This window comes from Streptomyces sp. NBC_00322, from assembly GCF_036147535.1.
Taxonomy (GTDB): Bacteria; Actinomycetota; Actinomycetes; order Streptomycetales; family Streptomycetaceae; genus Streptomyces.
Map to the genome: position 1 here is coordinate 2,650,164 of NZ_CP108019.1, position 19,060 is coordinate 2,669,223.

Sequence of the window (19,060 nt, forward strand, 5' to 3'; positions counted from 1 at the left end):
CCCTGTGTTTTCTATGGATTGCGTCGTGGCGGTGCGTGCGTCCGGCGCGACGGCTTGGTGGGCTGAGTGGTTTGAAGGAAGCCGTAATCAGGCGCTGCGGCGCCTGCGGAGTACGGCGAAGGCTCCGGCCGCGAGGACGACTACGGCTGCCGCGGCGCCGAGGATCAGGCCCAACTGGCCATCGTCTTCAGCCTTCTTGCTAGAGCCTGCCACGACTGCGTCTGCGCCCGGCTTGCCCTTCGGGGCTTGTGACGAAGCTGGTGCAGAGGGGGCGGATGAGGCAGCCGAGACAGGTGTCTTCTCGTTGGTCAGCGGGCTGAGGTTCGGGGCACCGGGCTTGCCCAGGCCTCGGTTGATATGAGCACCTGGGCGGACGATGCCGTGGCCGAGGTAGTTGCTGAGCGTGCCCGCTTTCGAGCCCTCCGGCCGGGCAGCGCTCTCGAACATGACGCGGAGGACCTGGTTTGCGGTCCAGTCAGGGTGAGCGGACCAGACCAAGGCGGCGGAAGCGGAAGCGATGGCGGTGGCGGCGCTGGTTCCGCCGTCGCCGTCGCAGTAGCGCTTGAAGTTCGCGTCGCACCAGCGCGGGATGTCGTTACCGGGCGCGGCGATGTCCACGAAGTCCCCGTGCTGAGAGTAGTCGGCTACCTGGCCATCACGGTCGGAGGCGCCGACGCCGACTACTTCTCGATAGCTGGCAGGGTACTCCGGTTTGTTGCCCTTCTTGGCGCTATTACCGACGGGAGCGAAGAACAACTTGCCCTTAGTTTCTGCGTACTTGACCGCCTCCTGCTCGCGAGGAGTCATGAACTCAGTACCCCACGACATGTTGATGATGCGTGCATCACTGTCGGCCGCCGCTCTAATGGCATCCGCTTCATCCCAGGCATTCACCTTGTGCTTGCCCGCGAATCCGCCATCCGCAACTCGCACAGGGATGATCTTGGCGCCGGGTGCCAGTCCGCGCAGACCGCCGCCCGCACCCGTACCGGCGATCAGTTCGGCCATGGTCGTCCCATGCCCGTTATAGTCGTCCGTTGCCTCCCCAGGCGCGTCCGTTGCATCAAACCCCTTCAGGACCTGCCCCTTCAGCGAAGGCGTGGACGAGTTGACGCCCGAGTCAATGACAGCGACCTTGATTCCCCCGCCAGTAGCGCTCTTCCACACTTCCTCGGCGTGCATCGCGTCCAGGTACCACTGTTTCGACTGCACGTCCCCGGCAACGGCGGCCGGCGCCATACCCGAGATACCCACGGTCCAAGCGGCCGTCGCCGCCAGCGTACAAAGCAGTCCACGCCGCACAACGCGAGGCTCACTACGCTTCCGGGCCTGGCTCATTCCTGCCGCCATCCTGATTTCCGAACCTTCCCTATACTTACTCGATCACAGGAGGCACAGCGCCACGCCGCCGGGCCTCCCAGGTCTCTTCGTCTTCCGTCAGGTAGTCAGGGCGCGCTGATCCGGTGTGCTCCTGCTCCTCGTTTTCGGGCTGGTTTCTCCCTGTCGTGCCGCGCACGAGGCCCGCGCCCCCTTGTGTGAAGCCTCCTGTGCCGGGTCGTGACCCAGAGGCGCTGCCACGGGGCGTGCCAACGACGCCGTTCGAGCTGGCTGTTCCCCGCCCTCCAGGCCGACTTGCGCCGTTCGCGGGTTTCGCGCCGACGACTCCCTGCTGGCTGGTCCTTCCTGTGGAGGTACGTCCCTGTGTCGTTCCCTCACCACCGACGACCGTTCCCCTCGGTAGGCGCGATCCTGAAGAGCCTCCAGCGGCACGCTGCGGGTTACCGCCCACGATCCCGTTCCCACGACCTGCGCGGGAACCTGTCGCACCCGTACCTCCACGGCCCGCTGGGGAGCCTGCCGTACCGGCCCGACCGGCTGCGGGATTCTGGCCTGCGGCGCCGACCGGGCGGGCCGCTCCAGCGCGCCCTGTCGTTGAGGAGCTGCTACCGGCGCCCCCCGGCCGCCCGACGGGACCGGGACGTCCGGCCGCGCCGTTCCGGCTCCCCCCGGCCCCCGGTCGTCCGACTGAGCTGGTGCCTTGTCCACCTGCTTTCGACATACCAGACGCGCTCGTCGACCGCGGTGTGCCACCCTTCACAGGGTTGGCGAACCCGCTGGTCATTGGAGGAACAGACCCTCCCCCAGGGCTTGTAGGTCCGGCGGCAGAGGGAGCAGGAGCAGGACTCGTGGTGGGAGGCGGCGGTGCCGTGACGCTGTCGATCTCTACCGACGTATTTCGGTCCGGAACGGTCGTAGCCGTGCCGATGGCTTCAGCTCGAGACGTGTCGGTTGCAGCGTTGGTCTCCGCTCGCCGAGGCGCCGCTTGATGGCTGGTGGAGTCTGAAGCGTCAACGCGTGATGCAGTGTCGCCTGACTCGACTCCCCGCCAACTACCACCATCCGATGGCGGAGGCACATCTGCCTTCAGCATCCTGGGAAACTTCGGCGCTTCCTGCCCCGCCAGAGACGCCTCGGATACCGCATAGAACGAGGCCAGGCGGTTCATCTGGTTGATGGCCTCCTGGCGGTTCTTCTCCACCTTTACAGCCTCGGTGTACTCCGGGTTGGTCTCCTTACCCGGGGTCAGCGCGAACGCCTCGGGCTTCTTCGCGACCGTCCGAGTGTCACGCTCCCGCGGCATGGAGTTCTTCACCGAGGTCAGGCCCGTGCTCGCGACCTGCATCTGCGTGCCGGCAGCATTGGCGAACCGGCCCAGCGCATAGGCGTGCTCGGCAAGCGCCGTTCCAAACCGCTCGAACTCTTTGGCGGCCTCGCCCTTCCACTCGACCTTGTTGACGTAGTCGGCAAGCTCCTTGGCAGCGTTGTTGAGGGCACTCTTCGCCTTCACGAGAGCGTCGCCTGCATTCTCCAGGTCCGCCGGGTTGGACTTCTCGACGAGGTCGAGCATCGCATTGAGCTGGGCCTCTTCGAAGTCCGTCGTGCCGAAGAATCCACCCGGTCCACTGCCGGGGCCGAAGCCGATGTGCTCCATCATCGTCGCAACGCGCTCAAGAGCATCAGCTGCGCCGAACTGAGACTCGATCTGCTTTGTGTCCTGAGCCTGCTGCTGCTCGGGGGTCGGCTCCTTCTTCTTCTCACCCATCAGCGATCACCCCAGGTCCTTCGAACGGGTCTTCTTGCGCTCGTCACGCGGCTGCTCGGACACGCCGCTCTTCTCCCCGTGCGCCTTGTCTTGCTTCTCCTGCTGCGCCTGCTGCTCCTGGAGAACACGGGTCTGGATCGAATGGAAGCGCCGCCGCATGTCCTCTTCCAGGTTGTCGAAGCCAACCTCCGCGCCGTGCACAGCGATGCGCAACATCTGGATCTGATCGCCAAGTGACTTGGAGAGCGAGACCAGCTCGGAATGGACTCGGTTGTACTGGCGGAAGAACTCGTCCGCCTCGTGGAACGTCATGCTGCTGTCACTGAAAGAACCACGAGGAACCGTCTGGGCGGCAACCTTTGTCTTGCCGGCTGCGCCCTCCTCGAGGTCCCCCAGCAGCTGGATCACCCGCTGCTGGAATCGCTGCAGCGCCCCTACGCCGCGCTCAAGGTCACTCCCACCGGACGTGCCGCCCCCGCCGCCACCACCGCCATCGAGCACGATGCCCGTTCCTCCCCGTTTGCTCCAGCTGTCACACGTTGCGATCGTGGTCACTCGCACATCACTGATCGCGCAAATACCAGTCTAGCCACTGGGTATGACAGCCCCAAGTGTCTTATCCGTCACGCGACTTCGCCCGGCCTCCAGGTGTGACGTCCCAAGAGGCCTATGCGGTTGCAACGTTCCCCGCCAGGTCCGATCTGTTGCTGTCGATCACTCAGCCGCGCGCCTCCCCCGTGATCCGCCTGGTACGCCGTCGCGCGTCACGAAGTGCCACCGCGCCACCGGCGATTGCCGCGACCAGGACGCCTCCGCCCACCACCACATACGTCGCGAGGCGAGCGTTGCGTTCATCCGCCGTCTCGCCGAGGTGCAGTTCGGCCGGGGTCGGTGCCTCGCCTCTGGTTACGCCCTCGTGGGCGACCGGTTGGTCGATGGGCTTGTCGTCCTCGGTCAGGGCGCGCACCGGGTCGACGACACCCCATCCCACGAGGCGGTCGTGGCCCGCGATCGAGCGTTCGGCCGTCTGCTGGAGCTGGGCGACGATCTGCTTCTGCGTCCACTTGTCGTGCTTGCTCTTGACGAGTGCGGCGATCCCCGCGACATACGGCGCCGAGAAGCTGGTGCCGTTGTCCGCGCAGTGGCCGCCCCCGGGGACGGTGGTGACCATGTCCACACCGGGAGCCGCGATGCCGACGAACTCGCCCGACTGGGAGAAGTACGCACGTTCGTTGTTGCGATCGGACGCGGCCACGGCCAGAACGCCGGGATACGAGGCCGGGTAGGTCTTCTTCACATTGCCGCCGAGGCCGTCGTTGCCCGCGGAGGCGACGACCACGATCTCCTTGGCCAGCGCCCTGTCGACCGCCTGCTTCAGCAGGAGGGTGGGCTCCACGGCGTTGGCCGTGTCCTGGGAGATGTTGATGACGTCGGCCTTCTCCTGGACCGCGTGGTTGATGGCCCTCGCGAGGGATTCGGCGGTGCCGTGTCCCTCGGCATCGTTCTGCTGGATCGGGATGATCGTGGCATCCGGAGCGAGCCCGACGAAGCCGGTGCCCTTCGCGGGGCGGGCAGCGATGATTCCGGCAACCTTGGTGCCGTGGCCCACCGTGTCCGTGGTGCCGTCCTCCTTGCCCCGCTCGATCTTGTTGCCGTTCTGGTCCTTGATGTTCTTGTCCAGCAGGTTCACGCCACTCTTGACGTCCACCGCACGGCTCAGCTGCGGGTTCTTGACGTCGACGCCGGTGTCGATGACCGCGACCCGTACCCCCTTGCCGGTGGACTGCTTCCACAGCTCGTCCAGCAGGACCCGCTGCAGCGCCCACGGGCGGCCCTCGTACTTCTTCCCGGGGAAGGTGCACTGAGTGCCCGAGTCAGCGGCCGCAGGGGCACCCGGCAGGCCTATGAAGGTGATTGCGGTGGCGGCCGCAGCGGTGAGGAGCCGGCGGTACGTGTCAGTCATGTCTGCCACCGCCCTCACGAACCCTGGGGCTGAATGGCGGCTCCGGTCGACAGGCGCGGTCCGGTCGGCAGGAACGAGGACCACGCTGCGGGAACCGGCACCGGATCGACGCTCTTGTAGCCGAGCCGGTTCTGGGCCTGCTGGGCCTCTTGCTGCCGCGCCTCCTTCTCCTTCGCCGAGCCGGAGGAGCCGATACTTGAATCCCCGGTCGCAGTGTCTCCGTTGGACTGCATCGCGTAACGCAGTCCCGTGTCGGTGACCAGGAAGAGGAAGCCCGAGCCGGTCGTGGAGCCCTTGAACTGCCGGAACAGCAGACCCGATCCGGGAGTGACGTAGGCGCTGCTCGAACCGGTCGGCAGGATCGCCGGGAAGTCGGTGCCGGCCCAAGTGCTGAGCGTGGTGGCGCCGTTGGCCCCGTCCACCGTGCGCAGAACGTTGCACACGGTGTTGCGACTGCCGTCGGCAATGCTCGCCGAGTTGACGGGCTTCGGGGCTTGCTCCGGCCAGTCGTTGTTCTGCCCGAAGGCCTCGCCCGGTTGGAAGGTGGCCGCGCTGACGGGCTTCGCCCGGCCGGCCTGGCCGAGCTGGATCGATTCCTTGCTGTTGAGCAGCAGCTTCGCGGTGAAGTCCGAGACGGGGGCGACCCGGCCGGGCAGGACCACGTACTGCTGGTTCCTTGTGCCGTCCGTCGCCATGAGGACCATGCCCACCTTGTTGAGCTCGGGCTCCAGGTCACCGGGCACGTTGGCGTCAGTGCCCACAGTGCCGGTCACCTTCGGGAACTTGATGGGGTCGCCCTTGTGCAGTGTGTCCAGCCAGGCGGCCGACACCCGCTGAGGTGCACGGCCCTGACCCACCAACTGGCGCAGCAGGAGTTCGTCCTTCGCCACGGCATACGCCTTGCCCTCGGCGTCGACGACATAGCGGGTCTGGTCGGGCGCGGGCCCCTCCACGTACAGCAGTTCACCGCCGCTCAGACGGTTTGCGCCTTCGGTCTTCTTGTACTCGCGTTCGGCGAGGACGAATGCCGCCTTCTGAATCGCCCTGCCGCCCTCGCCCGGGCGCTCACAGACCGCCCAGCGCTTGGCTCCGCCGGCTTCCCCTGCGTCGGGCAGCCGGTCGGGGGCATAGGGAATGCCGAGGGTTGCCCCGTGCGGGATCTTCCCGTTGTCGAGTACCGACTCGGAGACGTTGATGATCTTGCCCTTGTCCGGGTCAAGGAGGAGTTTGGCGGACGCCATGTTCAGGACGGGGTGGAGCTGCCGCTTGCCGTTGGTCTCCAACACCACATAGCGCGTGGTGGACTTGCTGGCAATGATCACGTTCTCTTTCGGTTTGTCCCACCCTTGGGGTGCTACCGGTTTGAACATGCCCCACGCCCCGAAGACGGCGAGGATCACCACTCCGACGATCGCTCCGGGCATCACCGCACGCAGCGGGCGCGGCGCACCTTCTTCCGAACCGGTCGAGTTCGGCTGCACGAACTGCGCAATCAGCCTTCGCTTCGCGAAGGTGTAGGCGTTGAGTTCGTCCCGTCGTGATGCCATCTGTCCGCTGTCCCTCTCCCCGCCGGGCGACCAGGTTCCCATACTCACCGAGCAGGGCCGCCGTCGTACCAGCCCCCTACTATGCCTGCTGGCGCTTCCGTCTCACTGCTCAGGTAGGGTGATCGCCCGGTCAACGCCCATGGGAATTTGGTAATTACGGACACGAGGGGGCAACGCGGCGATGGGTACGGCGACGCGCGCGCGAAATGGGCGGACTACCGAACGGGCCCCTGACACTTCCCGACGGCAACGCAGCAACGAGCGGGGAACTTCGACGCCGCAGCGCATACCCGCGACGACGACTCTGCGGCCTCTTTCGCGAACCAATCGTGTCGGTCCCTTCCAGTTGCGACAACTGGTCCTCATCGAGGTGGCACTTGCGCTGACGGCGGTCGGAGTCGCCATGGGCGGGCTCTGGATGGTCCCCACCATGGCCGTCTCGTCCGCGCTGGTAGTGGTCGCCGTGATACGCCGCCGCGGCCACGCCGTGCAGGACTGGCTGTCGACAGCGCTGGCCCTCCGCGCGCGCAGGCGTGCCGCCGGACTGCCCGCGGGGGAAGTGGACCCGTCGCTGGCTCCGGTCGTCGAAAGCGTGCCGGGATTCCGGCCGTTCACCTACGTCGACCGGGATCGGCGCACGGTGGGGATGCTCGGTGACGGCACCTTCCTGACCGCGGTGGTGAGGGTTGAGGCGAGCGGTGACGCCCTGCGGCCCGCGTTCGGTGCCCGGGCGCTTCCGCTGTCCCTCCTGGGCGGCGCCCTCGAAGTGGACGACATCGTGCTGGAGTCGGTGCAGTTGGTTCAGCAGGTGCGTTCGGCGCCCGCGCCGCATCTGCCCCAGCAGTCGGTGGCGCGGCTCTCCTACGCGCCGCTGCAGGAGCGGACCGGGGCGCCGGCACTGAGGATGACCTGGGTGGCGGTGAAGCTGGACCCGGAGCTCTGCCGGGAGGCTGTCGAGGCACGTGGCGGCGGAATCGAAGGCGCCCAGCGCTGCCTGGTGCGCGTGGCCGACCACGTGGCAAGCCGGATCACGGGTGCCGGATTCCGGGCCGTGGTACTCGACCAGGAGGACCTGAACACCACAGTGGCGACTTCGGCCTGCGCCAGCCCCAGGCTGGCCGCGCGCGCGAGCCGGCCGGACGCCGCGCCGCAGCGTCGCACCGCCGAGACCCCGCGGGTCTGGCGCTGCGACGACCGCTGGCACACCACGTACGCGGTAGGCCGCTGGCCCGAGTTGGGACGTGGAGCGTCTCCGCTCCCCAAGCTGGTGTCGTTGCTCACCTCGGCACCGGCCTACGCGACCACCTTCAGCCTCACGCTGCGCCGTGGCACACGCCAGGGGGCGATGACCGTGAGCGGCCATGTCCGCATCACCGGCGGCTCCGACACCGAACTGGTAGGGGTGCGGCGGGCGTTGGAGCAGGCCGCACGATCGGCGAAGGTCGGTCTCGTACGACTGGATCGCGAGCAGCTGCCCGGCGTGCTGGCGACGCTGCCCCTGGGAGGTGCGCGATGACGACCGGAACGGGAGCGGCGCGTGGACTGCGGGGGCTCCTCGGCCCCCGCCACGCGGGGCACACGATGGCGGCGGACGATCTGGGCGCGCTCTCGCTGCCCGTCGGGGACGACGGTGTGGTCATCGGCGACGACGCGGAGGGGCGCCCCCAGATGGTGGGGTTCCACCGTTCGTCACCGTACGACGTACTGCTGATCGGCGGTCTGTGGACGGCTCAGGTGCTGGCGCTGCGCGCGGCGGGCACGGGCGCACGGGTCGCGGTCGAAACGGGGCGCGCCCAGGCGTGGACCCTGCTGGCGCAGGCCGCCGGCGCGGGTCTGGAATGCATCACGCTCCATGACGTGGGGCGGGTTCCGCCGATGGGCGCGACGGTGGGCAGTCCCGTAGTGGTGATCCGGGACTGCGGCATGCGGCCGCCACGGGGGCGCGTGGTGTCGTCGCCATGGCAGTCGGTGCTGACGCTGCTGCCGTATCTGAGCCCGGTTGCACCCCGGTTGATGCGGGACTCCACGCTGGTGGGTATCCAGCGGGTCTCGCCGCAGGAGGCGAAGCAGACGGGCCGGATCCTGGGGCTCACCCGGGTCGAGATCGACGCCCTGCCGACCCTCGCGGACGGCGTGACGCTCTGGTGCGCCGGACGTGAGCGGCACTGGGTGATGACGACTGCCACGGATGCCGAGTCGGGTCTGCTGGGTGTGGCCCGGCGGATGGACTGAGTTTCCGCCGTCGGCCGGGAAAGAGCTGCCCTAAGATTGCCCGTAGTGACGCTGAGTTGCATCCAACTACGCGAGGTTTCTTGGCGCATGGGGCAGGCACATCCATCTCGGCAGTTTCGAAGGAGAGCATCACTGATGGGGAGCGCACAGGAGAAGGAAGAGCTGTACGCCCTCGACATCTCTGGCGTCGAGTGGCTCAGCGCCCCCGGCACGAGTGAGGACGAGGAGCGGGTGGAGATCGCGCATCTGCCGGGCGGCGCAGTCGCCATGCGATCGTCTCTGGATCCCGAGACAGTGCTCCGGTACACCGAGGCCGAGTGGAGGGCGTTCGTGCTCGGGGCACGCGACGGGGAATTCGACCTGCGCTGAGAGGCCGGGCGGACGGGAAGGGGCCCCGGCGGCGGACAGCCACACCTCTCGCTGCGTCCACACCTGTCGCTGCGTAATGCGGACGGGCGGCGCGGCTGGGTGCCTCGGTCGGCCGATGGTCGTGGTGCGGGACACAGGCGCTGTCCACCCTCGCTGACGGCGTCACACTCTGGTGCACTGCTCGGGACCGGCGGTTCGTCATGACGCAGGCCACGGACGCCGAGACCGGATTGTTGGGCAGCGCCCGACGGATGGACTGCCGGCGGACTGACGGCCGGAAGTCCGTAGGCAGTTGTACCGATTTGACCTGTCGGCTTCCTGGCGCTCCGCCGCACCCGGCTCACTTGGGGGCGCGGCGTGACGTACGGGACAGTGGACGACGGGCGGTCGGGCCTGCCGGTCGGGCGTTGTTGACGATTAGGGTGGGACATGACGCGGCAGTAGAACCTGCGGGCATGGTGGCCGCGTCTTCAGGGGGAGAGCCGGGCCGATCGGACGAAGAGGTCGCCCCCCACCCACGACGGCACAAGGGTGCTCGACCACACCAGGAGGCAAAGTGAACGGCGATCGGGACGAGATCCACGGGGGCTGGAACATTCCCGTCGATGATCAGTCCGACGCGGAGCCCGCCGAGCTGACGGGTGAGTTCACCATCGACTACACCCCGCCGGCCTGGTACACGCAGAACGCGGGCGACACATCGGGCGGGGGCGCGGGGCAGACGCCGCCTCCCCCGCCGCCGAACGGTGCGCCGGTGGCCGTGCCCGGGCTGCCGGCGGGCAGTGGCTTCGAGCCGAACTGGGCGCAGACGCCTACGCCCCCTCCGGCGCAGGTCCCGGCACCCGCTCCTGCGCCATCGCCCGCGCCCGCACAGCAGGCACCAGCTCCTGCGCCTGCGCCCGTACTTCCCGTGCAGCAGACGCCTCCCGCGGCTCCCGCTCCGGCTCCCGTCGCCGAGGCCGCTCCCGAGCCCGCGCCGCAGCCCTTCGGTGGCGGCGATCTGGAGAGCGGGGCGACCATGCGGTTCTCCCCGGCCGCTCTGAAGCGTGAGATGGAGGAGCGGGCCGCGGCCAAGGAGGCCGAGGCCACTCCCGAACCGGCCCCGGAAAGCGCCGCGGAGGATTCCGGCGAGCCCGAGGCGGACGCCACGGCCGTGCCAGCCGTGACCGCGGATACGGTCGCGGATGCGGATGCGGAAGAGGCGCCGGCCGAGGAAGTCGTCGACGGTGGCGACGAGGCCGAGGCCGACGAGCCTCGTGACGAAGACGCCTCTGAGGGTGCGGCCCGGGAGCCGGCCGACTCCGTGCCGCAGGACTCGGTACCGCAAGACTCCGGGCCGCAGGACTCCGTGCCGCAGGACTTCGTGCCCGCCGTGGCCGACGAGCCCCAGGACACACCGCCCGCCGCTGCGCCCGCCCAGCCGTGGGCGCCCGTGCCGCCCGCGCAGGCGCAGGGTGGCGAGCCGCCGCTGCCCCTGCCGCCCGCCTTCCAGCCGGCCGCGCCGACCTCGGCGCCGCAGTGGCCCGTTTCTCCGCAGACCGCCGAGCAGTCCGCGGCTCCGCAGGGCGGCTACGGCTTCCCCCAGCCCGGACAGCCGAGCCAGGCGGGACAGCCGGGCCAGGCCGGACCGCCCGCAGCCCCGCAGAGTGGTTACGGCTTCCCCCAGCCCGGCCAGCAGCCCGCACCGCAGAGCGGTTACGGCTTCCCGCAGCCCCGGCAGCCCGCACAGCCCGCACAGCCCGCGCCCGCCGCGCCGCTGCCGCCCGCCGTTCCCGGCCCCAACACCCAGGGCCCGCAGGGCGGTTACGGGTTCCCGCAGCCCGGCCAGCAGCCCGGCGCGAACGCGCCCGTACCGCTGCCGCCCCAAATGCCGCTGCCGGCCCAGATGCCGCAGGCGCCGCAGACGCCGAATCTGCCCGCGCCCGCCACGCCCCATCTCCCCGCGCAGCAGTCCCACCCGCAGTCCCACCCGCAGGCGCAGCCCCAGCCTCACCCCCAGGGCCAGCCCCAGCCCCAGCCGCCGGTCGGGCCCTCCGATCCGCGTGCCGGTGCCGCCTGGCCCACGCCGGTCACGCACGACCAGCGCGAGCGTTCCGTGCCGGGTGCGCCCCTCGGGTACACCGCGGCCGTCGAGCTGTCCTCCGACCGCCTCCTGCGCAACAACAAGCAGAAGGCCAAGAGCAGCCGTAACCCCGGCCCCTCCGCCCGGTTCAAGATCGGCGGCAAGAAGGAGGAGGCCGAGCGCCAGCGCAAGCTCGAACTCATCCGTACGCCGGTGCTGTCCTGCTACCGGATCGCGGTCATCAGCCTCAAGGGCGGTGTCGGCAAGACCACGACGACCACCGCGCTGGGCTCGACCCTGGCCACCGAGCGGCAGGACAAGATCCTGGCGATCGACGCCAACCCCGACGCCGGTACGCTCGGCCGTCGCGTGCGCCGTGAGACCGGGGCGACCATCCGGGACCTGGTGCAGGCGATCCCGTATCTCAACTCGTACATGGACATCCGCCGGTTCACCTCGCAGGCGCCCTCCGGTCTGGAGATCATCGCCAACGACGTGGACCCGGCCGTCTCGACGACCTTCAACGACGAGGACTACCGGCGCGCGATCGACGTGCTGGGCAAGCAGTACCCGATCATCCTCACCGACTCCGGCACCGGTCTGCTCTACAGCGCGATGCGCGGAGTGCTGGATCTGGCCGACCAGTTGATCATCATCTCGACCCCGTCCGTGGACGGTGCGAGCAGTGCGTCGACGACGCTCGACTGGCTGTCGGCGCACGGGTACGCGGACCTGGTGCAGCGGTCCCTCACGGTCATCTCCGGAGTCCGCGAGACCGGGAAGACAATCAAGGTCGACGACATCGTGCAGCACTTCCAGACGCGCTGCCGCGGCGTGATCGTGGTGCCCTTCGACGAGCACCTCGCGGCCGGTGCCGAGGTCGACCTCGACATGATGCGGCCCAAGACCCGTGAGGCGTACTTCAACCTCTCGGCTCTGATCGCCGAGGACTTCGTACGCGCCCAGCAGCAGCAAGGGCTGTGGACCGCGGACGGCAACCCGCCGCCGCATCTGGCCCCGCCGATGCCGGGCCAGCAGCAGGTACCGGGCCAGCCGATGCCCGGACAGCCGTACCCCCCTCAGCAGCCCCACCAGCCGCAACCGCAGCCTCCGTACGGCGGCCAGCAGCCCTACCCTCAGGGTCCCTACCCGCAGGTTCAGCCGCCGCAGCCGTACCCGGGTCAGCAGCCGCCCCAGCAGCCTTACCCGCCGCAGGGCTGGCAGCAGTCGCACCCCTCCCAGGCCCAGTCCCCCGCGAGCCCGGCCGGACCGCCGCCCGGACAGCCGGGGCACCCCGGCCCGCCCGGTCAGCAGGGCCAGTCGGGTGGTCCTGGACAGCAGGATCTCCAGGGGCCCGTGCCGCCCGCCGGATGGCCTCAGCAGCAGCCTCCGCAGGCACCGCCAGCCCCTCAGCAGTAGCGCAGCAGAGGTCTTGACCAATGAGGGCCCGCACCGTCCCGACGGTGCGGGCCCTCAGCGCATTCCCGCAGCCCAGACGACATCTGACGGACCGTTGACTCGACTCGGCCACCGCTGATAAACCTTCGCTTCACCAGCTGGCGAGCCAGGCATCAAGCCGCCTTTCCGAGCGAGTGACGACGCGAGGTCCCCGTCTCATGGTCCATAAGAATGTGCCCCGCATCCGACTGCTTCTGGCCTCCGGCGCCGCCATACTGCTGGCCGGTTCCGCGACCGCTGCGGCCGGGGCCGCCGACGACGGCGGCAAGAACGACGGTGGCAAGAACGACGGTGGCAAGAACGACGGTGGCAAGAAGGTCCTCACCGTCGCCGTCTCGCAGAGCGTGGACTCGCTCAGCCCGTTCCTCGCGCAGAAGCTGGTCAGCACCAGCGTCCACCGGCTGGCGTACGAGTATCTGACGAACTACGACGTCAAGGACGCGCACCCGATCCCCGGTCTCGCCACGGAGTGGAAGACGTCCCCGGACAAGCTGACGTGGACGTACACCATCCGCAAGGACTCCACGTGGTCCGACGGACAGCAGGCGACCGCCGAGGACGCCGCCTGGACCTTCAACAAGATGATGACGGACCCGAACGCCGCCACCGCCAACGGCAGCTTCACCGCCAACTTCAGGAAGGTCACGGCTCCGGACCCCGAGACCCTGGTCATCGAGCTGAGGAAGCCGCAGGCCACCATGCTGGCGCTGGATGTCCCGATCGTGCCCAAGCACATCTGGGAGAAGGTCGGCGACTTCTCGAAGTTCAACAACGACAAGCAGTTCCCGATCGTCGGCAACGGCCCCTTCGTCATCACCGACTTCAAGGTCGACCAGTTCGTCAAGCTCAAGCCGAACAAGGACTTCTGGCGCGGCGCGCCCAAGTTCGACGAGCTGGTGCTCAAGTACTACAAGGACGGCGACGCGGCCGTCGCCGCGCTGCAGAAGGGCGAGGTCTCCTTCGTCCAGGGCCTCACCCCCGCCCAGGCCACCGCCCTGGGTCGCGACAGGAACATCAAGGTCAACGACGCTCCGGGGCGCCGCTTCTTCGCCCTCGCCACCAACCCGGGAGCCAGGTCCAAGGACGGCAAGACCTTCGGCAGCGGCCACAAGGCGCTGCTCGAACCGGCCGTACGCAAGGCCCTGTTCCATGCCACCGACCGCAGGACGCTTGTCGACAAGGTCTTCCAGGGCCATGCCGTGGAGGGCGACGGCTATATCCCGCCGCGCTTCGGCTCGTACTTCTGGAAGCCCGAAGCGAACCAGAAGATCGCCTACGACCCGGCGAAGGCAGCAGCCCTCCTCGACCAGGCGGGGTACCGGAAGAACGGCAGCGGCAAGCGCGTCGGCAAGGACGGAAAGCCGCTCGACCTGCGCATTCTCTGCCACGCCACCGATCCCAACGACAAGGCGGTCGGCAAGTATCTGCAGGAGTGGTGGGGCGAGCTCGGCGTCGGGCTCAAGGTCGACTGTCTGGACAATGTCTCCGACCCCTGGATCAAGGGCGACTACGACCTGGCCTTCGACGGCTGGTCGGTCAACCCGGACCCGGACTTCGTCCTGTCCATCCACACCTGCTCCGCGCTCCCGGCCACGCCCAAGGACACCGGCGCGACGGACAACTTCATCTGCGACCAGCAGTTCGACGGGCTGTACGCGCGGCAGACCGCGGAGTACGACAGCGCCAAGCGGACCGCGCTGGTCAAGCAGATGGAATCGCGGCTGTACGACACGGGCTACATGAATGTCCTCGCGTATCCCAACGCTGTCGAGGCGTACCGCACCGACCAGATCAAGTCCATCACGACGATGCCGGAGGCGGCGGGCAATCTCTGGGGCCAGGACGGTTACTGGAGCTGGTGGTCGGCCGAGCCGGCCGCCGGTGACGGCGGCTCCGACAGCGGCTCCTCCACGGGCGTCGTGATCGCCATCGGTGCGGTCGTGGTCCTCGCCGCCGGACTCGGGTTTCTCGTCGTGATGCGCCGCCGTTCCACCGCGGAAGACCGTGAGTAGCCGATGAGCACCACGAGCACGACCGGCACGACCGGCACCGCCGCCGTGGCCCGGGCCCCCGAGGTCCGTGCCGCGAGCGGCAGCACCCGCGCGTATATCCGCTATGTGGCGGGCAAGCTGGGCGGCGCGGCCGTCTCACTGCTCGCCGTCCTCGTCACCAGCTTCTTCCTCTTCCGGATCATCCCGGGCGACCCGGTGAAGGCCATGACGCACGGCGCGCCGACGTCAGCCGAGCAACTGGCCGCGCTGCGCCGCCAGTTCGGCCTCGACCAGCCGGTGTGGCAGCAGTTCACGGACTACTGCGGCAAGGCGCTGACCGGCGATCTCGGCAGGTCGTACCAGTTCCACGCGCCCGTCGGGGAGCTGATCACACAGAAGCTGCCCGCGACGCTCCTGCTCACCGGCGTCGCCGTGGTGATCTACTCGGCGATCGGGCTCTGGCTCGGCACCCGCTCGGCCTGGCGGCACGGCAGCACCGGCGACCGGCTCAACACGGGGGTGGCGCTGACCCTGTGGTCCGTTCCGTCCTTCTGGCTCGGGCTGCTCCTGATCATCACCTTCTCGGTGGGTGTCGGCCCGATCCCCGGTCTGTTCCCGACCGGCGGCATGGAGTCGGGCGACGCGACCGGCTTCGCGTACGCCGTCGACGTGGCCCACCACCTGGTGCTGCCGGTGATCACCCTGGTCGCGGTCGGATACGCGCAGACGCTGCTGGTGATGCGCTCCTCGCTGCTGGACGAGATGGGCAGCGACTATCTGACGACGGCTCGGGCGAAGGGGCTGCGGGACGACGCCGTACGCCGCAGGCATGCGGTGCCCAACGCACTGCTGCCCACCGTCACCATGGTCTTCATCAACCTGGGCCATGTGGCGGCCGGTTCGATCCTGGTGGAGACGGTGTTCTCCTGGCCGGGGCTCGGCGGGCTGTTCTACCAGGCGCTGAGTGTGCCCGATCTGCCGCTCGTCCAGGGCCTGTTCGTGGTCTTCGCGGGGGCGATGATCCTGATGAACCTGCTCGCCGACCTGCTCTATCCGCTGCTCGATCCCCGGGTGGGCCGATGACGACCGCTACAGCTCTCACGTGGACGCGGCGCCGCGATTCGGCGGCCCGCTTCTGGCACGCGTACCGCACTCACCGGGCGGGCCTCTTCGGCCTCGGCGGGCTCGCCGTCATCGCCCTGATCGCGCTCGCCGCACCGCTGCTCGTCGGCAGCGACGTGCAGAGCGTGACCAACGCGCCCGGCACCGCACTGGAGCCGCCGAGCCGTCAATTCCCGCTCGGCACCGACCAGTTCGGGCGCTCACTGCTCGGGCTGCTGGTGTGGGGTGCGCGGATCTCTCTCACCGTCGGACTGCTCGCGGCATCCCTGTCGGTGGCCATCGGCACACTCGTCGGCATCATCGCCGGGCACTACGGTGGCTGGTTCTCGACGGTCCTCATGCGGATCACGGACTGGTTCCTGGTGATGCCGACGCTGGTGCTGGCGATCGTCCTGGCGACCGTGATGTCCCGGAGCGTGTGGACAGTGATCCTGGCGATCGGAGTCACCAGCTGGCCGACCACCGCCCGGCTGGTGCGGGCGCAGACGATCGCGGTCGAATCGCGTCCGTACATCGAACGCGCCAGGGCACTCGGCGGCGGCCACAGCCACGTCATGACCCGCCATGTACTGCCGAACGTCATGCCACTCGTCCTCGCCCAGACGACGCTCGGTATCTCGACCGCGATCCTTACGGAGGCGACGCTGGCGTTCCTCGGGCTCGGCGATCCGGCCGTGGTCTCGTGGGGCGGCATGCTCCAGGACGCGCGGGAGGCGGGCGCGGTCTCGTCCGGCCACTGGTGGTATCTGGCGCCGCCCGGGATCGCGATCGCGCTGGTGGCGCTCGCGTTCACGCTGTGCGGGCGGGCGATCGAGGCCGTGCTCAACCCGAAGCTGGGGGTGACCCGGTGACGGCGCAGCGCCTGCTCGAAGTCAAAGACCTTCGGGTGACGTACGGTTCGGGGGCGCGGGCGGTCCCCGCCGTACGCGGTGTCGATCTGAGCGTGGCCGCCGGGCAGAAGCTGGGCATCGCGGGCGAGTCCGGCTGCGGCAAGTCCACCGTGGCACTGGCGCTGCTGCGTCTGCTGCCCGCCTCCGCGCACCTGAGCGGCGAGATCCTCCTCGACGGGGAGGATGTCCTCACCATGAAGTGGGGGCGGCTGCGGGCCGTGCGCTGGGCCGGTGCGTCGATCGTCTTCCAGGGCGCGATGCACTCGCTCAACGCGGTGCACCGGATCGGCGACCAGATCGCCGAGCCGATTCTGCTGCACCACAGGACCACGCAGGCCGTGGCGAAGAGACGCGTCCGCGAACTGCTGGCGCAGGTCGGACTGCCGGTCGCCCGCGCGGACGCGTATCCGCACGAACTGTCCGGCGGCCAGCGCCAGCGCGTGATGATCGCGATGGCCCTCGCCTGCGAACCGCGGCTGATCGTGGCCGACGAGCCGACGACCGCCCTCGACGTCATGATCCAGGCGCAGATCCTGCGGCTGATCGAACAACTGGTCGCCGAGCAGGACATCAGCCTGCTGATGATCAGCCACGATCTGGCCGTACTCGCGGACACCTGCGACCGGCTGGCGGTGATGTACGCGGGCCGGATCGTCGAGGAGGGCCCGGCGCGGGCGGTGTACGGCGCGGCCTCACACCCGTACGGGCGGGCCCTGTCAGCGGCCTTCCCGCGCATCGGCGACGCCGCGTCCCGCCGGGCGCCACGCGGCCTGCCGGGCGATCCGCCCGATCCCTCCGCGCTGCCGAGCGGTTGCACGTTCCACCCGCGCTGCCCGGTCGCGGTGGACGCCTGCGCCCACCAGGACCAGACGCTGGTCGCGGCCGGCGAGGGGCATCTGGCGGCATGCGTGCATGTGGTTGCGCCCGTACGGACGGAGAAGGCCCTGTGACCACCCTGCCCACCCCCCTCCTCTCGGCCGCCGGTCTGCATGTCACCTTCCCCGGGCGGCGCGGCGGCCCGTCCGCCCGTGCCGTCGACGGGGTCGACCTCGACATCGGCGCGGGCGAAATCGTGGCCCTGGTAGGCGAGTCCGGCTGCGGCAAGACGACGCTGGCGCGCTCGCTGCTCGGCCTCGTGCCGCCGACGTCGGGGCGGGTCACCTTCGGCGGCGTCCCGCTCGGCTACGGCTCGCGCGCGCTCAAGGCATACCGCAAGCGCGTGCAGCTCGTCCTCCAGGACCCGAGCGGCTCGCTCAACCCGCGGCACACGGTGTACGACGCGGTGGCCGAGGGCCTGCGGATCCACGGGTACACGGGCGACGAGCACTCGGCGGTCTCCCGGGCCCTCTCGCGCGCGGGCCTGCGGCCGCCCGAACGCTTCTTCCTCCGCTACCCGCACGAGCTCTCCGGCGGCCAGCGCCAGCGCGTCGTCATCGCGGGCGCGCTGGTCCTGGAGCCCGAACTGATCGTCGCGGACGAGCCGGTGGCCTCGCTGGACGCGTCCGTACGCGGCGAAATCCTCGCGCTCCTGCTGCGCCTGCGGGACGAACTGGGCCTGTCCGCACTCGTGGTGACCCACGACCTCGGTCTCGCGTGGAACATCGCGGACCGGGTGGCGGTGATGTACCTGGGCCGGATCGTGGAGTCGGGCACGGTCGAGGAGGTCCTGACGTCGCCCCGCCACCCCTACACCCAGGCCCTGCTCTCGGTCCTCCCGGAATCGGACGTCCCCCCGGTCATCCTCACGGGCGAACCCCCCGACCCGTCCCGCATCCCGCCCGGCTGCCGCTTCCACGCACGCTGCCAGGTGCTGGCGTCGGGGGAGGCGGAGAGGGCGGGGGTGGCGGAGAGATGCAGGACGGGGGAGGTGGGGGTGCTGGGGAGTGGGGCGGGGGTGGCGTGCCACTGGGCGTGAGGGGGGTGTGTCCCCCACCCCGCCCCTTCCCGAAACTGGGGGCTTCGCCCCCAGGCCCCCCGGGGGGAGGTTCACGTGGGGCTGACGCCCCACACCCGAAGCGGCAGCTTCGCGCCGCAGCCCGCAGGTGTAGGTCCGGGTGGGGCGTTGGGGCTGACGCCCCACGGCCCCGCCGGCGGCAGCTTCGCGGCGCGGGGTGTGCCGGTTCCGTTCCGCACGCAGGGGGACGCGGAGGGGTCGTGTTCTGGACGTAAAGCGGCGCAACTCGCGCGAAGCGCGGTGAGGAAAGCAGTCCAGGACACGAGCCCCGTAGCGGCCCCGGACGGTATGCACCCGGCACCGGGCGAGCCCGGAGGCCTACAGCCCGGACCCCCGCACCCCAGCGCGCCGGGCGCCCGCAACCCGCGC

14 protein-coding genes are annotated in these 19,060 nt (G+C 69.5%); 9 read left to right on the forward strand and 5 right to left on the reverse strand.

Annotated elements, in window-relative coordinates; all coding sequences use genetic code 11:
- Positions 1 to 87: 87 nt before the first annotated feature.
- The 5 genes from OG905_RS11845 to eccB form a co-directional block, all read right to left on the reverse strand.
- On the reverse strand, positions 88 to 1,350 hold the full coding sequence (locus tag OG905_RS11845) for a S8 family serine peptidase (protein WP_328667695.1): 1,263 nt from the start codon (positions 1,348 to 1,350) through the stop codon (positions 88 to 90).
- Positions 1,351 to 1,375: 25 nt separating this feature from the next.
- Positions 1,376 to 3,103, reverse strand: coding sequence for a hypothetical protein (locus tag OG905_RS11850; protein WP_328667696.1), 1,728 nt, complete (start codon positions 3,101 to 3,103; stop codon positions 1,376 to 1,378).
- 6 nt (positions 3,104 to 3,109) lie between these two features.
- Positions 3,110 to 3,658 (reverse strand): hypothetical protein, encoded by a 549-nt coding sequence (locus OG905_RS11855; protein ID WP_328667697.1) that lies wholly within the window; start codon positions 3,656 to 3,658, stop codon positions 3,110 to 3,112.
- 163 nt (positions 3,659 to 3,821) lie between these two features.
- On the reverse strand, positions 3,822 to 5,066 hold the full coding sequence (gene mycP / locus OG905_RS11860; protein WP_328667698.1) for a type VII secretion-associated serine protease mycosin: 1,245 nt from the start codon (positions 5,064 to 5,066) through the stop codon (positions 3,822 to 3,824).
- Positions 5,067 to 5,080: 14 nt separating this feature from the next.
- A complete protein-coding gene (gene eccB / locus OG905_RS11865; RefSeq protein ID WP_328667699.1) occupies positions 5,081 to 6,613 on the reverse strand; it encodes a type VII secretion protein EccB in 1,533 nt (510 codons plus the stop codon).
- Between the two features lie 181 nt (positions 6,614 to 6,794).
- Between eccB and eccE the strand changes: the two genes are divergently transcribed.
- From eccE to OG905_RS11910, 9 genes are all read left to right on the forward strand, one after another.
- Positions 6,795 to 8,129, forward strand: a complete 1,335-nt coding sequence (gene eccE / locus OG905_RS11870) for a type VII secretion protein EccE (RefSeq protein WP_328667700.1) — start codon at positions 6,795 to 6,797, stop codon at positions 8,127 to 8,129.
- Positions 8,126 to 8,845 (forward strand): hypothetical protein, encoded by a 720-nt coding sequence (locus tag OG905_RS11875; RefSeq protein ID WP_328667701.1) that lies wholly within the window; start codon positions 8,126 to 8,128, stop codon positions 8,843 to 8,845. The genes eccE and OG905_RS11875 overlap by 4 nt, the downstream gene beginning before the upstream one ends.
- Before the next feature lie 135 nt (positions 8,846 to 8,980).
- On the forward strand, positions 8,981 to 9,214 hold the full coding sequence (locus OG905_RS11880) for a DUF397 domain-containing protein (protein WP_108152923.1): 234 nt from the start codon (positions 8,981 to 8,983) through the stop codon (positions 9,212 to 9,214).
- Between the two features lie 556 nt (positions 9,215 to 9,770).
- Positions 9,771 to 12,695, forward strand: coding sequence for an SCO5717 family growth-regulating ATPase (locus tag OG905_RS11885; RefSeq protein WP_328667702.1), 2,925 nt, complete (start codon positions 9,771 to 9,773; stop codon positions 12,693 to 12,695).
- A 197-nt stretch (positions 12,696 to 12,892) separates the two neighbouring features.
- Entirely contained in the window at positions 12,893 to 14,746 is a 1,854-nt protein-coding gene (locus OG905_RS11890; protein ID WP_328667703.1) for an ABC transporter substrate-binding protein, read from the forward strand.
- Between the two features lie 3 nt (positions 14,747 to 14,749).
- A complete protein-coding gene (locus OG905_RS11895) occupies positions 14,750 to 15,808 on the forward strand; it encodes an ABC transporter permease (protein ID WP_328667704.1) in 1,059 nt (352 codons plus the stop codon).
- Positions 15,805 to 16,698: an ABC transporter permease gene (locus tag OG905_RS11900; protein WP_328667705.1), complete on the forward strand. Its 894-nt coding sequence runs from the start codon at positions 15,805 to 15,807 to the stop codon at positions 16,696 to 16,698. The genes OG905_RS11895 and OG905_RS11900 overlap by 4 nt, the downstream gene beginning before the upstream one ends.
- Positions 16,695 to 17,687: an ABC transporter ATP-binding protein gene (locus OG905_RS11905; RefSeq protein ID WP_328667706.1), complete on the forward strand. Its 993-nt coding sequence runs from the start codon at positions 16,695 to 16,697 to the stop codon at positions 17,685 to 17,687. The genes OG905_RS11900 and OG905_RS11905 overlap by 4 nt, the downstream gene beginning before the upstream one ends.
- Positions 17,642 to 18,652, forward strand: a complete 1,011-nt coding sequence (locus OG905_RS11910; protein ID WP_328667707.1) for an ABC transporter ATP-binding protein — start codon at positions 17,642 to 17,644, stop codon at positions 18,650 to 18,652. The genes OG905_RS11905 and OG905_RS11910 overlap by 46 nt, the downstream gene beginning before the upstream one ends.
- Positions 18,653 to 19,060 lie beyond the last annotated feature (408 nt).

What these genes read in the sequence shown, in the direction of transcription:
- OG905_RS11900 (WP_328667705.1), top strand. Translation starts at nt 15,805, where the DNA reads ATGACGACCGCTACAGCTCTCACGTGGACGCGGCGCCGCGATTCGGCG.
- OG905_RS11910 (WP_328667707.1), top strand. Translation starts at nt 17,642, where the DNA reads ATGCGTGCATGTGGTTGCGCCCGTACGGACGGAGAAGGCCCTGTGACC.
- mycP (WP_328667698.1), bottom strand. Translation starts at nt 5,066, where the DNA reads ATGACTGACACGTACCGCCGGCTCCTCACCGCTGCGGCCGCCACCGCA.
- OG905_RS11875 (WP_328667701.1), top strand. Translation starts at nt 8,126, where the DNA reads ATGACGACCGGAACGGGAGCGGCGCGTGGACTGCGGGGGCTCCTCGGC.
- OG905_RS11890 (WP_328667703.1), top strand. Translation starts at nt 12,893, where the DNA reads ATGGTCCATAAGAATGTGCCCCGCATCCGACTGCTTCTGGCCTCCGGC.
- eccB (WP_328667699.1), bottom strand. Translation starts at nt 6,613, where the DNA reads ATGGCATCACGACGGGACGAACTCAACGCCTACACCTTCGCGAAGCGA.
- OG905_RS11895 (WP_328667704.1), top strand. Translation starts at nt 14,750, where the DNA reads ATGAGCACCACGAGCACGACCGGCACGACCGGCACCGCCGCCGTGGCC.
- eccE (WP_328667700.1), top strand. Translation starts at nt 6,795, where the DNA reads ATGGGTACGGCGACGCGCGCGCGAAATGGGCGGACTACCGAACGGGCC.
- OG905_RS11880 (WP_108152923.1), top strand. Translation starts at nt 8,981, where the DNA reads ATGGGGAGCGCACAGGAGAAGGAAGAGCTGTACGCCCTCGACATCTCT.
- OG905_RS11845 (WP_328667695.1), bottom strand. Translation starts at nt 1,350, where the DNA reads ATGGCGGCAGGAATGAGCCAGGCCCGGAAGCGTAGTGAGCCTCGCGTT.
- OG905_RS11850 (WP_328667696.1), bottom strand. Translation starts at nt 3,103, where the DNA reads ATGGGTGAGAAGAAGAAGGAGCCGACCCCCGAGCAGCAGCAGGCTCAG.